The organism is Glutamicibacter sp. NPDC127525, assembly GCF_042672105.1.
In the GTDB taxonomy this organism is placed as follows: Bacteria; Actinomycetota; Actinomycetes; order Actinomycetales; family Micrococcaceae; genus Glutamicibacter.
In genome coordinates this window covers 625,022-647,894 of the sequence record NZ_JBHXVN010000001.1, presented here as the reverse complement: position 1 = coordinate 647,894, position 22,873 = coordinate 625,022, and the positions used below count along the sequence as shown (strand labels likewise).

Annotated in this window: 26 protein-coding genes, 5 tRNA genes and 1 riboswitch; of the genes, 22 read left to right on the top strand and 9 right to left on the bottom strand. The window is 62.1% G+C overall.

Annotated elements, in window-relative coordinates; translation table 11 throughout:
• Positions 1–24 precede the first annotated feature (24 nt).
• The 5 genes from ACFVHU_RS03020 to ACFVHU_RS03000 form a co-directional block, all read right to left on the bottom strand.
• Positions 25–96: transfer RNA gene (locus tag ACFVHU_RS03020), tRNA-Val, on the bottom strand.
• A gap of 54 nt (positions 97–150) precedes the next feature.
• Positions 151–223: transfer RNA gene (locus tag ACFVHU_RS03015), tRNA-Gly, on the bottom strand.
• Between the two features lie 45 nt (positions 224–268).
• Positions 269–340 (bottom strand) — tRNA-Val (locus ACFVHU_RS03010).
• A gap of 27 nt (positions 341–367) precedes the next feature.
• Positions 368–438, bottom strand: a tRNA-Cys gene (locus tag ACFVHU_RS03005).
• A 54-nt stretch (positions 439–492) separates the two neighbouring features.
• Positions 493–565 (bottom strand) — tRNA-Gly (locus tag ACFVHU_RS03000).
• 192 nt (positions 566–757) lie between these two features.
• Here ACFVHU_RS03000 and ACFVHU_RS02995 point away from each other — a divergent pair.
• From ACFVHU_RS02995 to hisF, 13 genes are all read left to right on the top strand, one after another.
• Entirely contained in the window at positions 758–1,600 is an 843-nt protein-coding gene (locus ACFVHU_RS02995) for a PD-(D/E)XK nuclease family protein (RefSeq protein WP_388022375.1), read from the top strand.
• 93 nt (positions 1,601–1,693) lie between these two features.
• Positions 1,694–2,257: a peptide deformylase gene (gene def / locus ACFVHU_RS02990; RefSeq protein WP_332486710.1), complete on the top strand. Its 564-nt coding sequence runs from the start codon at positions 1,694–1,696 to the stop codon at positions 2,255–2,257.
• A 3-nt stretch (positions 2,258–2,260) separates the two neighbouring features.
• Positions 2,261–3,193, top strand: coding sequence for a methionyl-tRNA formyltransferase (fmt, locus tag ACFVHU_RS02985; RefSeq protein ID WP_133834246.1), 933 nt, complete (start codon positions 2,261–2,263; stop codon positions 3,191–3,193).
• Positions 3,190–4,713, top strand: a complete 1,524-nt coding sequence (locus ACFVHU_RS02980) for an RsmB/NOP family class I SAM-dependent RNA methyltransferase (RefSeq protein WP_133834245.1) — start codon at positions 3,190–3,192, stop codon at positions 4,711–4,713. Before fmt ends, ACFVHU_RS02980 begins: the two co-directional genes overlap by 4 nt.
• A 28-nt stretch (positions 4,714–4,741) precedes the next feature.
• Complete coding sequence (rpe, locus tag ACFVHU_RS02975; protein ID WP_388022372.1) at positions 4,742–5,404, top strand: ribulose-phosphate 3-epimerase; 663 nt, start codon at positions 4,742–4,744, stop codon at positions 5,402–5,404.
• Positions 5,405–5,445: 41 nt separating this feature from the next.
• Positions 5,446–5,583, top strand: a riboswitch (FMN riboswitch).
• A gap of 115 nt (positions 5,584–5,698) precedes the next feature.
• Positions 5,699–6,400: a nicotinamide riboside transporter PnuC gene (pnuC, locus tag ACFVHU_RS02970; RefSeq protein WP_105661574.1), complete on the top strand. Its 702-nt coding sequence runs from the start codon at positions 5,699–5,701 to the stop codon at positions 6,398–6,400.
• A gap of 15 nt (positions 6,401–6,415) precedes the next feature.
• Complete coding sequence (ribD, locus tag ACFVHU_RS02965; protein ID WP_105661462.1) at positions 6,416–7,456, top strand: bifunctional diaminohydroxyphosphoribosylaminopyrimidine deaminase/5-amino-6-(5-phosphoribosylamino)uracil reductase RibD; 1,041 nt, start codon at positions 6,416–6,418, stop codon at positions 7,454–7,456.
• A 34-nt stretch (positions 7,457–7,490) separates the two neighbouring features.
• Entirely contained in the window at positions 7,491–8,114 is a 624-nt protein-coding gene (locus tag ACFVHU_RS02960) for a riboflavin synthase (protein ID WP_105661461.1), read from the top strand.
• The gene (ribB, locus tag ACFVHU_RS02955; protein ID WP_105656718.1) at positions 8,114–9,361 is read left to right on the top strand and encodes a 3,4-dihydroxy-2-butanone-4-phosphate synthase; all 1,248 of its coding nucleotides are present in this window, start codon (positions 8,114–8,116) and stop codon (positions 9,359–9,361) included. The genes ACFVHU_RS02960 and ribB overlap by 1 nt, the downstream gene beginning before the upstream one ends.
• Before the next feature lie 36 nt (positions 9,362–9,397).
• Positions 9,398–9,889, top strand: coding sequence for a 6,7-dimethyl-8-ribityllumazine synthase (gene ribH / locus ACFVHU_RS02950; RefSeq protein ID WP_332594955.1), 492 nt, complete (start codon positions 9,398–9,400; stop codon positions 9,887–9,889).
• A gap of 72 nt (positions 9,890–9,961) precedes the next feature.
• Positions 9,962–10,225 (top strand): phosphoribosyl-ATP diphosphatase, encoded by a 264-nt coding sequence (locus ACFVHU_RS02945; protein WP_038991810.1) that lies wholly within the window; start codon positions 9,962–9,964, stop codon positions 10,223–10,225.
• Between the two features lie 142 nt (positions 10,226–10,367).
• Complete coding sequence (gene hisG, locus ACFVHU_RS02940; protein ID WP_105656716.1) at positions 10,368–11,216, top strand: ATP phosphoribosyltransferase; 849 nt, start codon at positions 10,368–10,370, stop codon at positions 11,214–11,216.
• Positions 11,217–11,237: 21 nt separating this feature from the next.
• Entirely contained in the window at positions 11,238–12,008 is a 771-nt protein-coding gene (hisF, locus tag ACFVHU_RS02935) for an imidazole glycerol phosphate synthase subunit HisF (protein ID WP_105656715.1), read from the top strand.
• A 54-nt stretch (positions 12,009–12,062) separates the two neighbouring features.
• Here the strand turns inward: hisF and ACFVHU_RS02930 are convergent, their stop codons facing one another.
• The 4 genes from ACFVHU_RS02930 to ACFVHU_RS02915 form a co-directional block, all read right to left on the bottom strand.
• Positions 12,063–12,956, bottom strand: coding sequence for a hypothetical protein (locus tag ACFVHU_RS02930; protein ID WP_388022366.1), 894 nt, complete (start codon positions 12,954–12,956; stop codon positions 12,063–12,065).
• 17 nt (positions 12,957–12,973) lie between these two features.
• Positions 12,974–13,615: a DUF6318 family protein gene (locus ACFVHU_RS02925; protein WP_388022363.1), complete on the bottom strand. Its 642-nt coding sequence runs from the start codon at positions 13,613–13,615 to the stop codon at positions 12,974–12,976.
• A 229-nt stretch (positions 13,616–13,844) separates the two neighbouring features.
• Positions 13,845–14,477, bottom strand: a complete 633-nt coding sequence (locus ACFVHU_RS02920) for a hypothetical protein (protein WP_388022361.1) — start codon at positions 14,475–14,477, stop codon at positions 13,845–13,847.
• A gap of 102 nt (positions 14,478–14,579) precedes the next feature.
• Positions 14,580–15,221, bottom strand: a complete 642-nt coding sequence (locus ACFVHU_RS02915; RefSeq protein WP_286134102.1) for a TIGR03085 family metal-binding protein — start codon at positions 15,219–15,221, stop codon at positions 14,580–14,582.
• 134 nt (positions 15,222–15,355) lie between these two features.
• Here ACFVHU_RS02915 and hisI point away from each other — a divergent pair, with 134 nt between their 5' ends.
• The 9 genes from hisI to ACFVHU_RS02870 all read left to right on the top strand — a co-directional run bounded on the left by hisI (position 15,356) and on the right by ACFVHU_RS02870 (position 22,748).
• A complete protein-coding gene (hisI, locus tag ACFVHU_RS02910; protein ID WP_105656852.1) occupies positions 15,356–15,757 on the top strand; it encodes a phosphoribosyl-AMP cyclohydrolase in 402 nt (133 codons plus the stop codon).
• Positions 15,758–15,860: 103 nt separating this feature from the next.
• On the top strand, positions 15,861–17,432 hold the full coding sequence (locus ACFVHU_RS02905; RefSeq protein ID WP_388022357.1) for an anthranilate synthase component I: 1,572 nt from the start codon (positions 15,861–15,863) through the stop codon (positions 17,430–17,432).
• Positions 17,429–18,019, top strand: a complete 591-nt coding sequence (locus tag ACFVHU_RS02900) for a Trp biosynthesis-associated membrane protein (protein WP_388022355.1) — start codon at positions 17,429–17,431, stop codon at positions 18,017–18,019. Before ACFVHU_RS02905 ends, ACFVHU_RS02900 begins: the two co-directional genes overlap by 4 nt.
• Before the next feature lie 156 nt (positions 18,020–18,175).
• On the top strand, positions 18,176–18,424 hold the full coding sequence (locus tag ACFVHU_RS02895; protein ID WP_105656709.1) for an HGxxPAAW family protein: 249 nt from the start codon (positions 18,176–18,178) through the stop codon (positions 18,422–18,424).
• A 1-nt stretch (position 18,425) separates the two neighbouring features.
• Positions 18,426–19,250: an indole-3-glycerol phosphate synthase TrpC gene (gene trpC / locus ACFVHU_RS02890; RefSeq protein WP_105656708.1), complete on the top strand. Its 825-nt coding sequence runs from the start codon at positions 18,426–18,428 to the stop codon at positions 19,248–19,250.
• Between the two features lie 110 nt (positions 19,251–19,360).
• Positions 19,361–20,692, top strand: coding sequence for a tryptophan synthase subunit beta (gene trpB / locus ACFVHU_RS02885; protein ID WP_105656707.1), 1,332 nt, complete (start codon positions 19,361–19,363; stop codon positions 20,690–20,692).
• Positions 20,693–21,475 (top strand): tryptophan synthase subunit alpha, encoded by a 783-nt coding sequence (gene trpA, locus ACFVHU_RS02880; protein ID WP_388022350.1) that lies wholly within the window; start codon positions 20,693–20,695, stop codon positions 21,473–21,475.
• Positions 21,475–22,491 carry a prolipoprotein diacylglyceryl transferase gene (lgt, locus tag ACFVHU_RS02875; protein ID WP_286134569.1) on the top strand — a complete coding sequence of 339 codons (1,017 nt, stop codon included), beginning with the start codon at positions 21,475–21,477 and terminating at the stop codon, positions 22,489–22,491. Before trpA ends, lgt begins: the two co-directional genes overlap by 1 nt.
• A 92-nt stretch (positions 22,492–22,583) precedes the next feature.
• Positions 22,584–22,748 (top strand): hypothetical protein, encoded by a 165-nt coding sequence (locus ACFVHU_RS02870; RefSeq protein ID WP_181149008.1) that lies wholly within the window; start codon positions 22,584–22,586, stop codon positions 22,746–22,748.
• Positions 22,749–22,873 lie beyond the last annotated feature (125 nt).

Sequence of the window (22,873 nt, the reverse complement as noted above, 5' to 3'; positions counted from 1 at the left end):
ATGGTCTGGTGAACCATGATTCCGTGCGCGATACTGGGATCGAACCAGTGACCTCTTCCGTGTCAGGGAAGCGCGCTACCGCTGCGCCAATCGCGCCGAAGATTCGCAAGGAATCTCGACAGAATTCAAAATTGCCTTATGAATTCACAGAGCGGTCAACGAGGTTCGAACTCGCGACCTCAACCTTGGCAAGGTTGCGCTCTACCAGCTGAGCTATGACCGCATATATTTAGTTATTAGATCCATGGTCTGGTGAACCATGATTCCGTGCGCGATACTGGGATCGAACCAGTGACCTCTTCCGTGTCAGGGAAGCGCGCTACCGCTGCGCCAATCGCGCAAAAAAGATCAAGCAATCTTCATTGCGAGGTGGGGACGGGATTCGAACCCGCGTATACGGCTTTGCAGGCCGCTGCCTCGCCTCTCGGCCACCCCACCATACTGACCGAAGTCAGAGTGACTAGTTTTACCTAGTCGGTGAATCTTTTTGCGAGCGGACAACGAGGTTCGAACTCGCGACCTCAACCTTGGCAAGGTTGCGCTCTACCAGCTGAGCTATGTCCGCAAAATGTGTTGTTTTGTGAACGTTTCCGTTCGCTCCAACGAGTAAAAACTCTATACGAGTTTTCGCATCCCCACAAATCGAGACGCTGAGATCTGGTTCACATGGCCTAAAAACCGCGGAACTACGCGGAAAATTGATTTTTCCGTCTCGACTAGGAGCGAAGCAAGCCGAGCGCATGCCATGATCGTGTGCATGACGTCACCAAAACTGGCTATTCAAACAGACCTGGGCCGCATGTACAGCCGAAAAGTCGGCGGGGAAGCGATTGTCCCATCCATCACCACAGTCATTGGCATGGACAAGTTCGACCTCTCCGGCTGGGCCGGGTACATGGCGGCCAAGTCGCTTTCCGATGATCATCGGCTGGTGCAAGCGGTGGGGGACCCGCGCCAATTGCGCTCACTCGTGCGAGATGCAGCCGGTGCGGCCGAAGCTTATCGGGATTCCGCGGCCATGCGCGGGGACCGGGTGCATAACTACGCGGAGCAGCGCGCCCTGCAAGCGCTGGATCTGGAACATGACCTAGGCTCAGCCCAAGCCGCGCTCGAAGCGAATAAGGAGCTGGGCTTCGCACGCCACTTCGACCAATGGTGGGAAGACTACGATGTCCGGCCCCTTGCCGCCGAGGTGACGGTTTGGAATCACAGCGTCGGCTACGCCGGCACCATCGACCTGGTCGCCAAGATCGGCGGTCGAACCTGTCTCGTTGACTACAAGACCAAAAACACCGACCGCGACGGCTTCGTCAAGCGTCCTGACGACAAGGTGATCATGCAGCTCGCGGCCGCATGCAAAGCCGAAGAGCAAGTCGTCGATGCCGAACAAGGCACGTGGGAAGAGTGGGAGCACGGGACCGATGCCATGCTGCTCGCCGTAGCCCTGGGCGAGACCGGGGCGCGCACCTTCATGGCCCCGCCTCCAGCTTTGCCCGACTACTGGTCCAAGTTCTATGCCTTGCGCCGGAATTGGGAAGCCTCATTCAGGATCGCGCAGTCGCGTGCCTCACTGGCCGAAATCACGCCGCCAGCTCAATAAAGTCGCACGCCCACCGCGTAGACTGGAACGGTTAGCTTTCGGCATTGCGAAACCTAATACCAATGTCCACGGCAGGGAAGGTACCAGCGGATTATGGCGATTTTGGGAATTCGGATCATCGGAGACCCCGTTCTACGCACCCCAGCGCAGGAGGTGACCGACTTTGGCCCGGAGCTCCAGAAGCTCGTCGAAGACATGGACCAGACGATGGAAAACGTCACCGGTGCAGGACTTGCCGCACCGCAGGTCGGTGTTTCCCTGCGCGTCTTCACCTACCAAATTGGCGAAAAACGCGGACATATCGTGAATCCGGTGCTGGAGCTCAGCGAGGATTATCAGGAAGACCAGGTGGAGGGCTGCCTGTCCATCCCGGGCATTGCAGCACCAGTTCGGCGCCGGCGCTATGCCAGGGCCACCGGCTTCGATAAGTTCGGCAACCCGGTAGAACTCGAAGGCGCCGACATGCTCGCCCGCTGCTTCCAGCACGAAACCGATCACCTGGACGGCATCTTGTTCCTGGACCGGCTGGCACCAGAAGAAAAGAAAGCGGCGTGGCGCACCTTGCGGGCCAACAACTACTCGCAGACCGCTAACGCCACCGTAAAGAAACGTTCCGGAGCCCTGGGCTCCAGCTTTGGCGCAGGATTGGGGTTCTAACTCATGCGTATTTTATTCGCCGGCACACCACAGGTCGCCGTCACTTCCCTGGATTACCTGCACGAGGCCGGTTTTGAAATTGCCGCAGTGCTCACCCGTCCCGATGCCCCGTTGGGACGCAAACGCGTGCTGACCCCATCGCCGGTTGCCGCTCGCGCCGCAGAACTTGGCCTGCCGATCATCAAGGCTGCCAAGATCACCGAAGAAACTACCGCCGAACTTGCGGCCTTGGACCTTGAAGCCGCGGCCATCGTCGCCTATGGAGGGCTAGTGCCGGAGGCGGCATTGGCAGTTCCAACCTATGGCTGGATCAACCTGCACTTCTCCTTGCTGCCGCACTGGCGGGGTGCCGCTCCGGTGCAGCATTCCATTATCAACGGCGACGACATCACCGGTGCAGTCACCTTCCAGCTGGAAACCGGACTGGACACAGGTCCGGTATTCGGACAGGTCACCGAGAGAATTGGTGAACTGGACACCGCAGGCATCATGCTCGAACGGCTCAGCCGGTCCGGCTCGAACCTGCTGGTGCAGACCTTGCAAGCATTGGATTCCGGGCAGGCCATTGCCATTCCGCAGTCCGGATCGCACACCTACGCACCGAAGATTACCGACGTGGATGCGGAGCTGGACTTCACCCGGACCGCCACGGAAATCCGTCGACGCGCCCACGGAACGACCCCGTCCCCGGGCGCCTGGGTCAAGGCCGAAGACAAGCGCTTCAAATTCGGTCCACTGCGTGAGCACCGCGAGATCACCGACCTTGCGCCAGGCGAAGTGCGCATCGAGCCAGGCAAGCAGCCGAAGGTATACATCGGCACCGCCACCTGGGCCCTGCAGCCCACCGAAATCCAGCCTCCGGGCAAGAAAATGATGAACGCCAGCGACTGGGCACGTGGAGTGCTCACCCAGGGAACGAAAGTGAGCTTCGCATGAGCGGACAGGAACCACGCGGCGGATACCGCGACAATGATCGCCGCAATGAGCAGGGCCGTACCCGCAACCGCGGCCAGGCCGGCCCGCGCAAGTATTCGGCATCCGCACCCGGCCAGCGAAAGCGCGCGGCCGACCCGGCACGCCTGGTAGCTTTCAAGACCCTGCGTGAGGTATCCGGCGCGGATGCCTACGCCAACCTGGTGCTGCCGAAGATGATCCGCGAATACCAGCTTGACCGCCGCGACGCGGGCTTCGCCACCGAACTGGCCTACGGGGCACTGCGCGGCCAGGGGTTCTACGACGCGATCCTGACCACCCTGGTTGACCGTCCGCTGGCCGAGCTGGATCCGGCCATCCTCGATGCGCTGCGCCTGGGCGCCCACCAGCTGCTGGCCATGCGTGTGCCCAAGCATGCCGCCCTGGATGAAACCGTGTCGCTGGCTCGTGCGCAGATCGGTGCCGGTCCGTCCGGCCTGATCAACGCCGTACTGCGGCGCGTTTCGGCCAAGGAAGCCGATGAATGGACTGAGCTGCTGGGCAATGCTGCCGCTTCGGAGTCCGAGCGGCTGGCCATCGAGCACTCGCACCCGGATTGGATTGTCCGTGCCTTGCGTGGCGCGCTGATTTCCCATGGCCGCGACGCCAGCGAACTCGAAGCCCTGCTGGAAGCGGATAACCTGGCGCCGCTGGTGAACCTGGTGTCCCTGCCGGGGTTGGGCGATCTGTCCGGCGCCCTGGAATCCGGGGCGGAACCGGGCACCTTGCTGGCTGATTCGGCCACCTACAAGCACGGCGACGTCTCGCGTGTGCCAGGGGTCAAGGAAGGCACGGTGCGTGTCCAGGATGCCGGCAGCCAGGTCATGGCCCGCGCCCTGGCTACTATCGAATTGCCCGAAGCCGGCGAGGACCGCTACTGGCTGGATCTTTGCGCAGGTCCAGGCGGAAAGGCGGCGCTGCTCGCAGCGATCGCCGTGCAGCGCGACGCCCGCCTGACTGCCAACGAGCCAACACCGCACCGCGCTCGCCTGGTCGAGAACTCGTTGGCTGCGGTGCCGCATGACTACTGGATGGTCACCGGTGACGACGGACGCAGCTTCGGCGGTCTGGACTATGCAGGGGACTACGACCGCATCATGGTCGATGCCCCTTGCTCCGGCTTGGGCGCATTGCGCCGCCGCCCGGAATCGCGTTGGCGCAAAGCCCCGCGCGACATTCCGGAACTGACCAAGTTGCAAGGCGAGCTGCTCGCTGCAGCCTTCAACGCGGTCCGCGTCGGCGGCGTCATCGGCTTCGTCACCTGTTCGCCGCATCAGGCCGAAACCCGCCTGGTTGTGGAAGACTTCTTGAAGCACCACGAAAACGCGGCACTGCTGGATACCAGCGCCGCGGTTTCCTCGGTGATGTATCAGGACGCGCCATCGGCAGGCCATGCACTGGGCGATGGGAGCACCGTGCAGCTGTGGCCGCACGTGCACGGCACCGACGCCATGTTCATGGCAATCCTGACCAAAAAAGCCTAGCCAAGCCCGAGTATTCCAAGGAGCATCCATGCGTAATGCGCGGATCAACCCGTCGATCCTGTCCGCTGATTTTGCGAACCTCGCTAGCGAGCTGGAACGCATCCACACTGCTGACGCGGTCCACGTGGATGTCATGGACAACCATTTCGTTCCCAATCTGACCTTGGGCTTGCCCGTGGTCGATGCGCTGCACAAGGTCAGCAAGCTGCCGATCGATGTGCACCTGATGATTGAGAACGCGGATCGCTGGGCCCCGGAATACGCGCAGCTCGGCGTGGATTCGGTAACTTTCCACGCCGAGGCTTCGGCAGCTCCTGTCCGCTTGGCTCGTGAATTGCGTTCCGCCGGGTCCAGGGCCGCCATGGCCTTGCGCCCGGCCACGCCGATCGAACCCTACCTGGACATGCTCGGCGAGCTGGACATGGTTCTGCTGATGACCGTGGAACCAGGTTTCGGCGGCCAGAAGTTCCTGGATCTGGTCCTTCCCAAGATCAAGCGTGCCCGGGCTGCCATTGACGGCAGCGGCAAGCCGATTGCGCTGCAGGTTGACGGCGGCATTTCGCGCGACACGATCCTGCGCGCCGCCGACGCCGGTGCGGATGTCTTCGTCGCCGGTTCCGCGGTGTACTCGGCCCAGGAGCCATCGGTGGAAATCGATGTATTACGCAATCTTGCGCTGGGCGGTCACTAGCGGCGCACAAAGTGTGTCAGAATAAACCCAGTAAACACGAATACGTGCTCCGGGGTCGGTGAAAGTCCGAACCGGCGGTGATAGTCCGCGACCCGCAACCAAAGCCACAAGCTGAGGGAACGGTTGAACTGGTGAAATTCCGGTACCGACAGTTAAAGTCTGGATGGGAGAAGCACGAATTTGATATGCCTACTGGTACTGCCGATAGCCCGCACCGGGTCTATCTCCTAAAGCAGAGCCACAGGCCCATCAAATGCACACCCCCGGAGCCGCCGCTTCGAGAAGGGTGGAATGATGGATTTCCTGCGGTGGCTCATTGAAGCTTTCAACTCACAAATTGCGATCGGCTCGTCGGCACTTTTGGTGCGCGAAGTCGTAGGCAATATCTTCGGCCTGGCCAGCGCCGTGGGCGGCATGCGCCGCAAAGTCTGGGCCTGGCCTATCGGAATCGTCGGCAACCTGTTGCTGCTGACGGTGTTCCTGGGCAGCATTTTCGATACCGGATACACTGCCAACCTCTGGGGCCAAGCCGGCCGGCAGATCATGTTCATCGCCGTCTCGGTCTTCGGCTGGTACCGCTGGAAGCAGGCCAAGAACGGCACCGGTAGCGCCGTCACCCCTGAATGGGCTTCCAACAAGGCTCGCCTGGGCCTGATCGCCGTGCTGATCCTCGGCACTCTCGCAGTGACACCGATCTTCCGCCTCCTCGGCTCCTATGAACCTGTCTGGGCTGATGCATGGACCTTCGTTGGCTCGATGCTCGCCACGTACGGCATGGCCAAGGGCTGGGTCGAATTCTGGCTGATCTGGGTCGCCGTCGACGCCGTAGGCGTGCCGCTGCTGTTCTCCGCCGGCTACTACGCCAGCGCGTTCATGTACCTGTTCTACGGGGCATTCACCCTGGTCGGCTTCTTCGTCTGGGCCAAGTCCAAGCGCGACGCGAAACCCCAGATTGAAACCGAAATGCTCGATCCAACCATCTCGCGCCAACGCTGAAAGGGGAGCAACACCATGATTACGACCCAGCAGCTCGACGCCGCATTGCGCACCGCGCTGGAAACCGCCGGACGCGGCCACCGCGGGGCCAACCCGCTGGTCGGCGCCTGCGTCCTGGATGCCGAGGGAAATATCATCGCCACCGGTTTTCATATCGGGGCGGGGCATCCGCACGCCGAGGTCGACGCACTGCGCCGCCTGGGCAAGATGCCTCCTGCCAAGGCCCGCGAACTAACGATGGTAGTGACCCTCGAACCGTGCAACCACACCGGTCGCACAGGTCCCTGTGCCCGAGCCATCGTGGAAGCCGGCATCGGGCAGGTGTACTACGCAGTCTCGGATAACACCGCCGCCAGCGGAGGTGCCGACTACCTGCGCAGCCACGGAACCCAAGCCACCCAGCTGGAGGATTTCTCCGCGGCGAAGCAGCTGAACCACCGCTGGTTCATCGCCAAGGCCGAAGTCCGACCGTTCATCACGGTAAAAATTGCCCAGTCGCTCGACGGCCGGATCAACGCACCGGATGGCACGAGCCAATGGATCACCTCCGAGGCCTCGCGCAACCACGCGCACACCCTGCGCTCCCGCGTGGATGGCATCCTGGTCGGCACGAACACGGCGATCATCGACAATCCGCGGCTGACCGCCCGCACTCCCGAGGGGCAGCTGCATGAACGCCAGCCCTTCCGCCTGGTCATGGGCGAACGCGATTTGCCAGCAGATCTGGCACTCGCCCAGGGAAGCGATTGGTCGCAGATCCGCAGCCACGACGTGCAAGAGGCCATCGCCCGGGCTAACGAGTTGGGCCTGGCCCACCTGCTGATTGAAGGTGGCGCCACGGTCGCCTCGGCCTTCATCGCAGCAGATCTGGCCGACGAAATCTACTGCTACCAAGCACCAGTGCTGATCGGCGCAGGCAGCTCATCGGTCAACATGCCAAGCACCACCACACTCAGTGACGCGCAGCGTTTCCGGCTGGATTCGGCCAGCAACGAATCGTTGACCCGGCTGGGCGATGATATTGCCCTGCATCTAGAACCGTTGCCCCGCGCCTAAGCGCCAGCAACCCCAAACTTTTCAAGGAGTAATCATGTTCACCGGAATTGTCACCGGCCAGGGAGTCATAGAAGGCATCGAGACCTTCAGCGGCAAGGATCTGGCAGTACTGACCCTGCGTGCCCCGGGCCACACCGAAAACCTGGGCCTTGGCGGTTCTCTTGCCGTCAACGGGGTCTGCCTGACCGCCACCGAGCTGGAAGGCGACACGCTCAGCGTCGACGTCATGGGCGAAACCCTGCGCCGCACCACCATCGGCGCCTTGAAAACCGGCGACCAGGTCAACCTCGAACGCTGCACCCCCGCCGGAGGCCGGCTCGATGGGCATGTGGTGCAGGGCCACGTAGACTCCGTCGGCGAGGTGCTGGCCCGCGAAGACCACGGCCAGTGGACCACCTTCCGCATTGGAATCGACGCTGCTTACGCGCCGCTGACCGCGGAAAAGGGTTCCATTGCGCTGGACGGCATCTCGCTGACCATTACCGCAGTCTCCCCGGCAACGAATTCCGGTGGGCACTGGGTCGAGGTCGGCATCATTCCGATCACCCTCGCCGAGACCACCATGGGCACCCGCCAAGTGGGCGAGAAGATCAATATCGAGGTCGACGTGCTCGCCAAGTACGTGGCACGCCTGAATGAATTCGGTGGCCAGCAGTAATGGGCACCTCGACTTTGGATTCCATCCCTACCGCGCTGGCAGCCCTGGCCGCCGGCCGAGCCGTAGTGGTCGTCGACGACGAGGACCGGGAAAACGAGGGCGACATCATCTTCGCCGCCCAGCACGCTACGGCCGAGCTGATGGCCTTCACCATCCGCTACACCTCAGGGGTGATTTGCGTGCCCTTGGGCGCCAAGCGGGCCGACGCGCTGCGCCTGGCCCCGATGGTCGGCATCAACCAGGATGCCAAGGGCACTGCCTTCACCGTCACCTGCGACGCCGCCGAAGGGATCACCACCGGTATTTCCGCTGCCGATCGTGCGCTGACCAGCCGACTGCTGGCCGACCCGGCCACCGAACCGGCCCAGCTCTCCCGCCCGGGCCATATCTTCCCGCTGCGAGCTGCGGCCGGGGGAGTGCTGGAACGTCGCGGGCACACCGAAGCGGCGGTCGACCTGTGCCAGGCCGCCGGCTTGGAACCGGTTGGGGTGATCGGCGAAATCACCAAGGACGACGGTGAAATGATGCGCCTGGATGACCTGCGCGTCTTCGCAGCTGAACACAACTTGCCGCTGATCTCCATCGACGACCTGGCCCGCTGGCGCCGTGTCAACGACGAGATCGAGCTGACCGATCCGATCAAGCTGCCCACCGCCTTCGGGGACTTCACCGCCCGCGCTGCTACCGCAGAAGGCCACGAGCACGTCGTGCTCAGCCACGCCGGCCCCGACGGCGCTAAGCCCGGCAACCTGGTGCGCATCCATTCGGAGTGCCTCACCGGGGACATTTTCGGTTCCTACCGGTGCGACTGCGGCGAACAGCTGCATGCTTCGATGGAAACCATCGCCCGCGAAGGCGGTCACGTCATCTACATCCGCGGGCACGAAGGCCGCGGCATCGGCCTGGCCAACAAGCTGCGCGCCTACGCCCTGCAGGAAGGCGGCATGGATACCCTGGACGCCAACCTGCATCTGGGCTTCCCTGCCGACGCACGCGAGTACTTCGCCGTCGCTGCCATCCTCAAGGCCATGGGCATGGACGAAATCCGATTGCTGAGCAACAACCCGGACAAGCAGGAACAGCTGAATGACGCGGGAATCAAGGTAGCAGAGCTGATCGGCCTGCAGATTGCACCGCGTGAGCAGAACTCGGCCTACCTGCGCACCAAGCAGACGCGCTTCGGCCACCACCTGGATCTGCCCGATGCCGACGATGACCAGCAGGCCGACGCCTACCACGGCGCCTGAACCCCACGAATCCAGAAGAATAGAAGGAGCATCAAGATGAGCAAGCATGGCGCACCTGCCGATGTCAGCGAACAGCTGAAGGCCCTGGCCGTTCAGGAGAAGTTCTCACAGCTCAAGGTGGCCATCGTGGCCGCGAGCTGGCACGAGGTGATCATGAACGGACTGATTGACGGCGCCGAGCGCGCCGCCAAGGATGCCGGTCTGGAATCGAGCACCACCCTGGTCCGTGTACCGGGCACCTTCGAATTGCCGGTCGCTGCCTCCACCCTTGCCGGCGACTACGACGCGGTCATCGCGCTGGGCGTGGTCATCCGTGGCGGTACCCCGCACTTTGACTACGTCTGCTTGGCCGCGACCAATGGCTTAACCAATGTGAGCGTGGACACCAAAACACCAATCGGTTTTGGCGTGCTCACCTGCGATAACGAAGAGCAGGCCCTTGACCGCGCTGGCTTGGAAAACTCCAGCGAGGACAAAGGCTATGAAGCCTACTCGGCTGCCGTCATGACGGTAGCCGCACTGCCATAGCATTCGGGTGGCCCTGTCACAAAGGGCCACCAGAATACAGCCCCTGCAGAGAAAACAGCTAGGATAAGTTCCGTGAAAACTTTTGACGAGCTCTTCAGCGAACTATCGCTCAAGGCACAATCCCGCCCGGAAGGCTCACGTACCGTCACCGAACTCGACTCTGGTGTCCATGGCATCGGCAAGAAGATCGTCGAGGAAGCCGCCGAAGTTTGGATGGCTGCGGAGTACGAAACCGATGAGGCCGCGGCGGAGGAGATCTCCCAGCTGCTGTACCACCTTCAGGTCCTCATGATCGCCAAGGGAATGACCTTGGCCGACGTTTACAAGCATCTATAGCCGTCGCGCGATTGCGGCCTGATCCACTGCCGATCAGGGCGCAGTCAACGCACGGCGGCAGAAACAACGGCCAACGAATTAATCCTTGGCGCTTGTTTATGGCTAATCGCCGCAGCGCCATTCATGACGAAATGAGTCAATAATGCTCCGCGTAGCCCTACCCAATAAGGGTGCCCTATCCGAAATCGCTTCCACCATGTTCAAGGAAGCCGGCTACCTCCAGCGCCGCGATTCCCGCGAACTGGTCCTGGTCGATGAGGAAAACCAAGTTGAATTCTTCTACCTGCGTCCGCGCGACATCGCAGTCTATGTCGGCCGGGGAATCCTGGACGTAGGCATCACCGGTCGCGATCTGTACCTTGATGCAGATGTCGACGACGCTGTCGAAGAGCAGCTCTCGCTAGGCATCGGGAAATCGGCTTTCCGCTTCGCTGCCCCGGTTGGCGCCTTCAACGATGCACAGCAGCTCAATGGCAAGCGCATTGCCACCAGCTATGACGTGCTACTGCGGCACTACCTCGAAAAGTCCGGCATCCAGGCTTCGATCGTTCGCCTTGACGGTGCCATCGAGTCTTCGGTCCGGCTGGGCGTGGCCGATGCCATCGCTGACGTTGTAGAAACCGGCAATACCATCAAGGCCGCTGGCATGGAGATCTTCGGCGATCCGCTGCTGAACTCCGAAGCAGTCATGATCGGCCGTGTCGGCCACAAGCCATCCGGCTTGGACGTGCTGATCCGCCGCCTGAACGGTGTGCTCGTTGCCCGCCAGTACGTCATGCTCGACTACGACGTCCGCCGCGAGCTTGCCGACCAGGCTTGCGAGCTGACCCCTGGCCTGGAATCGCCAACCGTGTCGGACCTTGCAAACTCCGATTGGGTGGCCGTGCGCGCCATGGTCAAGAAGTCGCAGACCAATAACATCATGGACGAGCTGTACGAAGTTGGCGCCCGCGCCATCTTGGTCAGCCAGATCCACGCCTGCCGCATCTAAGTAGACAAGGAAAATTCGCTGATGAGCGTTGCAATTCGTGTTATTCCTTGCCTCGACGTTGACGCCGGACGTGTTGTGAAGGGCGTGAACTTTGCGGGGCTTCGCGATGCTGGCGATCCCGTTGAGCTTGCCCGTCGCTACAATGATGCAGGTGCCGACGAGTTGACCTTCTTGGATGTCACCGCATCCAGCGCGGATCGTGAAACTACTTATGAGGTCGTTCGCCATACCGCAGAAGAAGTTTTCATCCCGCTGACCGTAGGCGGAGGCGTCCGCGCTGCCGAAGACGTCGATCGCCTGCTGCGCAACGGCGCCGACAAGGCCTCGATCAATACCGCGGCGGTGAACCGTCCTGAGGTCATCAACGAGATTACCCAGCGCTTCGGCTCCCAGGTACTCGTGCTGTCGCTCGACGCCCGACGCACAGATGATCCGACGATTGCATCGGGCTACGAGGTTACTACTCATGGTGGTCGGACCGGCACGGGCATGTGCGCCGTAGCTTGGGCCAAGGAAGCGGCTGAACGAGGCGTGGGGGAGATCCTGCTGAACTCGATCGATGCTGATGGCACCAAGGATGGTTTTGATCTGGAAATGATCCGTGCAGTTCGCGCCGAGGTCTCGGTCCCGCTGATCGCATCGGGTGGTGCAGGAAAGCCTGAGGACTTCCCTCCAGCAATCGAAGCAGGCGCCGACGCTGTTTTGGCCGCCTCGATTTTCCACTTCGGTCCGAAGGACATGATCGCCAAGGTCAAACAGGCCATCCGCGAAGCTGGCTACCCAGTTCGCTAGGCACGTAAGCCGAAGGCCCAGCACCAAATGGTGCTGGGCCTTAGCTGTACCCGGCTAATCGTTGGCAATCAGTTCCTTCTCGGTCCGCCAGACGTCAATTTCAATAGGAACGCTGGCGACGGCAGCCTGGCCGGGTATAGCTTGCCACGCGCCGCCATCGACGCTGAATTCTCCGCGGTAGAGAGTGGTCACCCCGACCTTGAAAGTTCCCGTCTCTCCATACGAGTGACTCGTGGGGGTTTCATCTCTCAGCGTATGGTGCGGCATCGGTTCGCCAGGGAAACTTAGATTTCGAGTCGTCCCATCCCCATAGTTCCAGTTCCACTGAATCGGTATCGCTTTGATTCGAACAGCGGATCCAGAAAGATCCGAGTTGAACGCTTGAGTTTCCGCGGTCGCCCAAAGATGCGTGTGGCCATTGCGTAGAGAAAATTCTTTCGGCTCACTGTTGATGGAAGACGCTTTGATTGGATAAGACCTGAATCGTTCAATGTCGATTGAGATTTCGGGGATGACCTGTTCCTCGGGGATCGTGATTTTCGGGGGATCACCGAGACAATAACGATATTGTCTAATGACACGTCCGTTTTCATCTAGAAGCTGGCGTGTAATCGGAAAAGTACCATCATCACAGCGCGTCTGATCTGGAATACTGTCACAGATATTCACTGATTCTCGACCCGGTATGCAAGCGTCAAAGTCGCGGAACTTAAATTTCTTCTGTTTGGGAAGTACCTTTGGAGTATTTTCATTTTTATGTTCGCGATCGTTCCGGTCGCTAATGTTAATTTTTGGGATACGGTCAGAGTATATTGTCTCCTTGTGTCTTTCTTCGATTTTATTATTATCGAATAAGACTCGGTCCTGGTCCGAGGAAGACTTCTCGGGGGATAGAACCGTATAGGAGTATGGAAAAACCCCGACGGAAATTGTCAGTAGGCTCGTCAATAATCCTGTCCTGAACCTCATCTCTCTTCGACTCCGATGATTGTATAAATTTTCCACTGCTTGTCGAATTCCAATCCGATTCCGGCTTCTGTGGCCTCAAGCTTTGAGAATTCAGAATCGATTTCATTCGGAAGTAGGTAAAATTGGGCAGCGTCGGCAGTGTATTGAACTGTAACCACAGCGAGATTTTTGCCTGAAATGTGGGAATCTAATATTTTCGGATGGTGTTTTCCACCAACTTGCCATTTTCCGCTTTTTTCTGCTCTGGTGGCAGAATCAATAATTGATTCTGTACAAACAGTGCAGTCAGGACTAGTTACGTTCTTGATTATCTTGGGGTCATTCGTCTCGATCGTGTAATTGAGCAATTCAAAGTAGTACTTGGTGAAGGCGGCTGCTCCGTCCACGCTGTACTCGTCTGCAAGTGCTGGCCGTTCCGGGACAGGAACATTTTCTGCGGGTCCATCGGCTGAGGCAGGCTTGTACTTGAGGCTTTCGGCCGGCGACGGTTTCTCTGCTGTCGAAACCGGATTCGGTGACGTCTCGATAGCGGCGGACGGTGAGCTCTTTGGCCCTTCAGCGTTCCCTGCGTTGCAGCCTGATAGTGCGAGTGCAACAGCTGCAACGGACGCGACAACTGCAATTTTCCGAGTGTCCATTCGAACTCTCCATGATCATTGGGAATGCCAGGTTGTGCGCCATCATATGCCCGTGTTTCAAGAAAGTGGAGAGTTTTCGAGGAATCTGTGGAAAACTCAGGGCAGCTAAATCCCGAATCCCAATTACCTGTAACCACGTTTGATGACGGTCTGGAGTGAAACGATGCGACTGGCGACGTTTGATTTCAGGACTCATGGAATCGCCTAGCCTGAAATCAGGCACGTTCAATTAGCTGAGCGGTGCCTTACTCGGGAGACTCTCAAGCGCGATGGCAGAAACTTTCCATCCGTTGTCGGTGTATTCAAGTCCCATGGTGATTTCACCCAGATTTTGTTCTTCGACAATGATGTTTTCCTGATCGGGATGAAGGCCCGAACGTCCAGACAAGGTCAGCTCGCCCATCAGATAAGCAGAATTACCGTCAAACCGGACGATATAGTCCGTGTGCAGGAAGTAGTAGCCGCCGGTTTGCATGTATTCCGGACCTGTTCGGAGGTCTTCTTGCTCGCGGAAGGTCTTCCAGCACTGTTCCGCTTTGCATGTTCCGGTAACTATCGGGGTGAAATCGGCGGAGTCTTGGTAGATGATTTCATAATTGAGCAAGTCGAAGAAGTACGTTGCGGCGTCCTGGACTCCGTAATCCGATTTTTCGTACGTGATATCTGCCGACTCCGGAAGCTCCAGTTCGCTTGATGGAGGTGCCTGCGTGGTACTTGAAGCAGTCGGCAATGAAGCCGAGGACGCCGGATCGGCGGGAGCGACTGAAACGAAGAGTGCTGATACCAGGGCAACCAAGACGAACGCGGGCACGATGGCGATAGCGACACTGGGGTAATGCTCAAGGACTCTGCGCGTGTTCATGGCCAAGCTCCAGACCTGTTGGATATCGATTGCTCGAAATCCTAGGCCGGTGCGACGCGAACTTGGACGGCACACCCACGAATGCGGATAACCAAGGGAGCTTTATAGCCCTGGCTTGAAGCCCTTGACGATTTCCAATGCGGTTTCCCCGCCTTCGAACAAGACCAGGCTCTGGTCGATGCGGCCGAACGAGTACATCATCAGCTCGGTGACCGGGCCGGTAATCGAAACAGCGTTCGGAGCCTTCTTGGCGACATGACGCTGGCCATCGGGACGCGTCAGGATGATGCCAATTGGCGCATGGCGGAACAGCAGGCGAGACATGCGGGTCAGCGACTGCCAGAGCAGTTCGGTGTACTCGGTGTCCAGGACCCGCGGAGCCCACTGGCCGCGGGCACGCCGCACATCTTCGGTGTGGATGAAGAACTCGGAGAGGTTCGCCGACTGGTTGACCTTGTCGATGGCGAAGGGCGAGAAAGCGGGTGGACCCGATCGGAAGCTGCGGACCAACCCGGCATAGCCTTCGGGAGTCTGCGCCGCGATCACCATTTGGTTCTGCTTCGCCTCGAGCTTCTTGGACAGCGGTTTGAAGAACATGCCGGCAGAAAGCAGTGAGCTTTCGCGCAACACAAGGTGAGCGGCGAGATGGCGGGTCTGCCAACCGTCGCAAAGGGTGTCGGCGGTAGGTCCTGCCGCAAGCAGGGTCTCGGCCAACGCAAGTCTGGAAGCCTGAACTAAGTGCATCACTTCTGAAACTAGCACGCTCCAAGTGACTAATTGTGCAAGGTGAAAGTGGTGTCGCCAAGACGGCGTGGCGCGTCGACGAGCGGTACGTCACAGGTCTCTGGATTCCGCGGAAAACCAGTATGCTAATGGTGATGTCTACTTCTAACGACGGCTCGAATCCGAGCCCTGAATCCCACAGCCTCGACCCGGCTATTGCCCGGCGTCTCAAGCGAGATGCCAATGGCCTGTTTGCTGCCATCGCGCAGCAGTACGACTCCGGGAAAGTGCTGATGCTCGGCTGGATGGACGATGAAGCGTTGCACCGCACGTTGACCACTGGCCGGGTCACCTTCTACTCCCGTTCCCGCCAGGAGTACTGGCGCAAGGGCGACACCTCCGGCCACTTCCAGTTCGTGAAGTCCGTTGCCCTGGATTGCGATGGCGACGCGCTGCTGGTGCAGGTCGACCAGGTAGGCGCCGCCTGCCACACCGGCACCGAATCCTGCTTCACCGATCGTGAATTGCCGGCCGTCGTGGGCCACCGCCCAGAGTAGGACTTTCGAAGCACCGGCACACGCGGTTGGCTAGCGCCGGGAATGCCGCGCCCAGCTGCGCATCGCAGCACGCGCTCGAAGAATACGTAGAAGAAGAACACAGATGAAAACCCTTGGCAAGATTTCCCCGTCCCGCGAGTCCTTCCGCGCCATGGCCGCGAACCGTCGTGTCATCCCCGTGACCATCACCGTGCTGGCTGACTCGCTCACGCCCATCGGCCTCTACCGCACCCTGGCGCAGGGCCGCCCGGGCACTTTCCTGATGGAATCGGCTGCCCCGGGCGGTGTCTGGAGCCGCTATTCCTTCATTGGAGTGAACTCCCCGGCAACGCTGAGCACCCGTGGTTCAGAAGCCTACTGGCAGGGCCATGCGCCAGCTGGCCTGCCCACCGGCGGCGCGGGCGTGGAGGTCTTGCGCGACACCGTGCGCGCGCTGAAGACCGAACCCGTTCCCGGCATGCCGCCACTGACCGGCGGCATGGTCGGCTTCATCGGCTGGGAATGCGTGCGCCACTGGGAGAAGCTGCCCAACCCTCCGGCAGACGATCTGAACCTGCCCGAGCTGAGCATGAACCTGGTCGCCGACATGGCTGCCCATGATGCGGCCGAAGGCACCGTCACGCTGATCGCCAACGCGATCAACTTCGATGGCAGCGACGAGAATGTCGACGAGGCCTACGACGGTGCCGTCACCCGCCTGCAGGCGATGCTCGACCAGCTCTCGGTGCCGGTGGATTCGGCCGCGGCGGTGCTCACCGGTACCGATGTGCCGCGCGAAACCCTGATGGAAGCTGTCACCCACTCCTGGGATGAGAACGAGTACCTCATGGCGCTGGCCAAGTCCAAGACCGCGATCGTGGACGGCGAGGTCTTCCAGATCGTCGTCTCGCGCCGCTTCGAGCTGGAAACGCAGGCCGACGCGCTGGATGTCTACCGCGTGCTGCGCGCGACCAATCCGAGCCCGTACATGTACCTGTTCAACTTCGTCAACGAGGACGGCGAACGGTTCGAGATCGTCGGCTCCTCGCCCGAAGCGCTGGTCACCGTCAACGATTCGCATGTGGTCACCCACCCGATCGCCGGTTCCCGCCCGCGCGGGGCGAACTACGAGGACGACCAGCTGCACGAGAAGTCGCTGCTCAACGACGAGAAGGAACGCGCCGAGCACCTGATGCTGGTTGACCTTTCGCGCAACGACCTCTCGCGGGTCTGCAAGGCCGGCACCGTGGAAGTCACCCAGTTCATGGAGGTCGAGCGCTTCAGCCACATCATGCACCTGGTCTCCAACGTGGTCGGCAAGACCCGCGACGACGTGGACGCCTACGACGTGCTCGCCGCGACCTTCCCGGCCGGCACGCTCTCCGGCGCACCGAAGCCCCGCGCCCTGCAGCTGCTGGACGAGTACGAACCGTACCGCCGCGGCATCTACGGCGGCGTGGTCGGCTACCTGGACTTCGCCGGCGACATGGACATGGCCATCGCCATCCGCTCCGCCCTGCTCAAGGGGGAACGCGCCTATGTGCAAGCCGGCGGCGGCATCGTCAACGACTCGAAGTTCGCCGACGAAGCTCTGGAAACCGTGAACAAGGCAGCCGCTCCGCTGCGCGCCGTCTGGGCTGCGCAGTCGATGCGTGCGGCCCACAACATCAACACCGAATCAGGTGAAACGAAGTGAAGAAATTGACCAGCGCCCGCACCCTCGCCCTCTTCGGCATGGCCGGCGCACTGATCGGCCTCTGGTCGGCCACCCGCACGTGGATCACCGTCGACGTGGCCTCCAGCTCCGTGCAGATCCCGCAGATCGCCATCGACGGCGCCACCGCGGCCGCCTCGGTCACCGCGGTCTCCGTGGTGGTGCTGGCCGGTTCGCTGGCGCTGCTGATCGCCGGGAAGATCGCCCGCTACATCATTGCGGCGATCTGCCTGCTCGCCGGTGCCACCGTGGTTGCCGCCGGCCTCGGGGCGCTGCGCGATCCGCAGGCCGTCGCCTCCACCACCGTGGCCGAAGCTACCGGACTGGCCCAGAACGTCGGCGAGTACACGCTCAGCGCGTGGCCAGCGGTCGCGGTGTTCGCCGGAGCGCTGATGGCGCTGCAGGCCGTGCTGGTGTTCGTCTTCGCCGGCCGCTGGCCCGCCAAGGCCAGCAAGTACGATCGGCAAGCGGCAAGGTCCAGCGCGGAGCCCAAGGACCAGTCCTCGCGCAACATCGCCAGCTGGGAGCAGCTCTCGGACGGCGAAGACCCGACTGCTGGCCGGAAATAACCCGCGCGGATCGTGATTCGCACCACCGGCGCGAAACGAAGGCTTCCGGAATAGGAGGTTCCCGCGCGCAGGTGGCAGAATGGAACCTGAAGACCAACGTCCCGGGCAGCAACGCCCTGCCGGGACGCAGCATCACAACATGAGGAGACATCGAACATGTCGCAGAACACCGAGCTCGATCCGGTATACACCGAAGAGATTGGCCACGGTAACTCCATCGCAGCGTGGGCCTGCGTACTGACCATGATTGCCGGTTCAATCGTGGCCGGCATCGCCTTCGCCTACTTCGCCTGGTCCATCGTCTGGGTCGGTTGCGGCATCATGGTGGTTGGCCTGCTCCTGGGCTGGATCCTGAAGGCAGCCGGTTTCGGCGTGGGCGGCGCTCGCAGCGGAGCATCGCACTAAATTGACTGTTCTTGATGAGATCATCGCAGGCGTCCGGGAAGACCTGGGCGCCCGTCGCGCAATCACCAGCCTGGAAGCGATCAAGCAGGCCGCGGCAGCGGCAGCTCCTGCGCGCGATGCTTTCGCCGCGCTCGGTGGCCACGCCGACCAGGCCGCCCGCGACACCACGCTGCGTGTCATCTCCGAGGTCAAGCGCAAGTCCCCGTCCAAGGGCGCGCTGGCAGATATCCCGGAGCCTGCCGTACTGGCCGCAGAATACGAGGCCGGTGGCGCCTCGGTGATTTCCGTGCTCACCGAAGCCCGCCGCTTCGGCGGTTCGCTCCAGGATCTCGACGCGGTACGCGCTGCCGTGCAGATTCCGGTGCTGCGCAAGGATTTCACGGTCGACGAGTACCAGATCTACGAAGCCCGCGCCCACGGCGCTGACCTCGTGTTGCTCATTGTTGCGGCGCTGAATGATGAATTGCTGGCATCTTTCCTAGAATTGACTCACCAGCTGGGAATGAACGCCCTGGTGGAGACCCACACCGAGGAAGAAATCGCCCGCGCCAGCAAGGCCGGAGCGAAGATCATCGGCGTGAACGTGCGCAACCTGAAGACGCTGGACGTCGATCCAGCCACCTTCGGCAAGCTCGCTCCGCTGCTGCCGGCCCAGGCGGTGATCGTCGCCGAGTCCGGTGTGGAATCCACCGAACAGGTCGTCCAATACGGTGCGGCCGGCGCCGACGCGGTCTTGGTCGGCGAAGCGCTGGTGAAGCATGCCGATCCGCGCGCTTCGGTCGCCGCGTTCATCAAAGCCGGTACCGGCGCCAAGCCGCAGCGCTAGCCGCGCACGGCGGCGAAGGACCCAGAACTGCTTTTCGTGCCCCGCAGGAGTTTCCGGCGGGGCACGAGACTTACCACGAATCAAGCTCCGTACGAGGAAAGAGGGAATCGATGAGCACTCCGGAAAACTCCGAGCACCGCCAGTCGATCGATGCACAGTCGCTAAGGCACGCAAGCGGCCCGTACTTTGGTGCCTACGGCGGGCGATGGATGCCCGAGTCCCTCATGGCCGCCATGGACGAGCTGAACGAGACCTTCGAAGCGGCCAAGAACGACCCCGAGTTCATCGCCCAGGTCAAGGACCTGAACAAGAACTACTCGGGGCGCCCCTCCCTGCTCACCGAAGCCAAGCGCTTTTCCGAGCAGTACTGCGGCGGGGTGCGGATCTTCCTCAAGCGCGAGGACTTGAACCACACCGGCAGCCACAAGATCAACAACGTGCTCGGCCAGGCGCTGCTGGCCAAGCGCATGGGCAAGACCCGCATCATCGCCGAGACCGGTGCCGGCCAGCACGGCGTCGCCTCGGCCACCGCCGCGGCCCTGATGGGCCTGGAATGCGTGGTCTACATGGGCGCGGAAGACACCCGCCGGCAGGCGCTGAATGTCGCGCGCATGCGCCTGCTCGGCGCTACCGTCATCCCGGTCACCGTCGGCTCCCAGACGCTGAAGGACGCGATCAACGAGGCTTTGCGCGACTGGGTGGCCAACGTGGATAACACCCACTACCTGCTGGGCACTGCCGCCGGCGGCGCACCGTTCCCGGCCATGGTCCGCTACTTCCACGAGGTCATCGGCGACGAGGCCCGCGAGCAGATCCTGGCCCAGGCCGGCCGCCTGCCCGACGCGGTGACCGCCTGCATCGGCGGCGGATCGAACGCGATAGGCATCTTCCACGGCTTCCTCGACGATCCCGAGGTGGAGATCTACGGCTACGAGGCCGGCGGCGACGGCGTGGACACCGACCGCCACGCCGCGACCATCACCCTGGGCCGCCCGGGCGTGCTGCATGGCGCGAAGTCCTACCTGATGCAGGACGAGGACGGGCAGACCGTCGAATCGCACTCCATCTCCGCGGGCCTGGACTACCCGGGCGTCGGCCCGGAGCACGCCTACCTGGCCGACATCGGCCGCGTGAAGTACGAGCCGGTCACCGACACCGAGGCGATGGACGCGTTCAAGGCGCTGTGCCGCACCGAGGGCATCCTGCCGGCGATCGAGTCCGCGCACGCCCTGGCCGGCACCATCCGCCTGGCGGCGCGCAAGATCGCCGAAGGCGCGGTCCCCGAAGAGACCATCATCATCGCGAACCTCTCGGGCCGCGGGGACAAGGACGTGGGCACCGCTGCCGCCTGGTTCAACATGATCGATGAAAAAGACGCCGAGGCCGAAATCAACGCGGCCACTGCGCAGAACTCCGGCTCGCAGAAATCCGAGGAGAAGTAGATGACCCGCGTGACCAGCGCCCAGAAGATCGCCGCAGCCCGCGCCGAGGGCCGCCCGGCCCTCATCGGCTACCTGCCTGCCGGCTTCCCCGACGTCGCCACCAGCATCGAGGCCGCCGTGGCGCTGGCCGAGAACGGCGTGGATGTCATCGAGATCGGCATCCCGTACTCCGACCCGGTGATGGACGGTTCGGTGATCCAGGAAGCGACCGTGCAGGCGCTGGCCAACGGCTTCAAGGTCCCGCAGATCTTCGACATCGTGCGCGGAATCACCGAACGCACCGACGTGGCCGTAATGGTCATGACCTACTGGAACCCGGTGCTGCGCCTGGGCGTGGACGAGTTCTCCCGGCGCTTCGCCGAAGCCGGCGGCGCCGGCCTGATCACCCCGGATCTGGTGCCCGACGAGGCCGCCGAATGGATCCAGGCCAGCGAGAAGCACGGCCTGGAGCGCGTGTTCCTCATTGCCCCTTCGTCCACCGAAGCGAGGGTGCAGCGCACCGTGGATGCGTCCTCCGGCTTCGTCTACTGCGTGTCGCTGATGGGCGTCACCGGCGCCCGTACCGAGGTTTCCTCCGCCGCGCAGGCAGTGGTCGCCGCCGCCCACAACGCCGGCGCCGAGAATGCCTGCGTGGGCCTGGGCGTCTCGCGCCGCGAGCACGTGGAAGAAATCGGCGCCTACGCCGACGGCGTGATCGTCGGCACCGCGCTGGTCGCCGCCCTGTGTGACGGGGGAGTGCCGGCCGTGGGCGCCCTGGCCGCCGAACTGAGCGGACGGGCCTGATGGCTTTTGCCGCGCAGCTGGCGCTTGCCTTGCCCGCCTCCATCCCTTCGCCGCCGCCGGAATTCGCCAGGATCTCGATCGGCCCGCTGACCATCCACGCCTACGCGCTGTGCATCCTCGCGGGCATCCTGATCGCGCTGTGGCTGACCAACAAGCGCCTCGGCGCCCGCGGCGGCAACTCCGACATGCTCTGGGACATCGCCATCTGGACGATCCCCTTCGGCATCATCGGCGGACGCCTCTACCATGTGCTGATCACCGACCCGATGTACTACTTCGGGCTCGGCGGGCAAACCGCCCACCTGGCCGAGATCCCGCAGATCTGGCTTGGCGGGCTGGGCATCATGGGCGCGGTGTCGCTCGGTGCACTCGGAGCGTGGATCGGTTGCCGGAAAGCCGGCATCCGGCTCTCGGCCTTCGTCGACGCGGCCGTGCCCGGCCTGCTGCTGGCGCAGGCGGCCGGGCGCTGGGGCAACTGGTTCAACCAGGAGCTGTTCGGCGCGCCGACCGACTTGCCGTGGGGCCTGGAGATCGATGCGGACAGCTACAACTTCCCGGCCGGGCTGCCCGCGGACACGCTCTTCCACCCGACCTTCCTGTACGAGTCGCTGTGGAATGTGCTGGGCGCCTTCGTGCTGATCGCGCTGGACCGGAAGTTCAAGCTGCGCCGCGGCGCACTGTTCTGCTGCTACATGATCTGGTACGGCATCGGCCGCACCTTCACCGAATCGCTGCGCCTGGACCCGGCCGAAATCATCGCCATCGGGCCGCTGGCCCTGCGCGTGCACCAGTGGCTGGCGATCGGCATCGCCATCGCCGGCATCCTCGCGCTGATCGTGGTCCTGGGCAAGCTGCGCAAGCAGCAGGTCGATCCGTTCTACCTGCCAGGCAGGGCCCCGGCGCAGCCGGTCGAAGCAGATCGCGCCAAGCCCGCCGCGCACTCACCGGCGGAGTCCAGCTCCGATCCGGGCACCAGCCCCGATCCGGGCAACGACGCCACAGAGCGGCAGCAATAATTCCATAGCACCATTCCGGTGGCCGGCAAGCATCCACGCTTGCCGGCCACCGGTGGTTTAAGCCGCGCCAGCAGCTGCCCGGATCCGCTTTCATGACGCGCTCTGGCCCCAATATGGCGAAATGTCCGGAAAATCTGGGCAGTTTTCCGTCCCTCGGGCGCAACATGCCCGAAACATTGGGCGGCTATCAAAACCGGCTGGCAAAACCGGTTTTCGCGATCCCCGCCCGCAAAAAACTGCTTTTTCCGCGCCGGTAGCGGCAGAAGTTTTTAACATTCCTGAAACACAAGCACGCGCATGCGAGAAACAAAACCTGCGTAACGTGTGATCCACGCGCCACGCTGGTCGATCGACCCCTGGAAAGGCCAGCTGGTGTAGCACC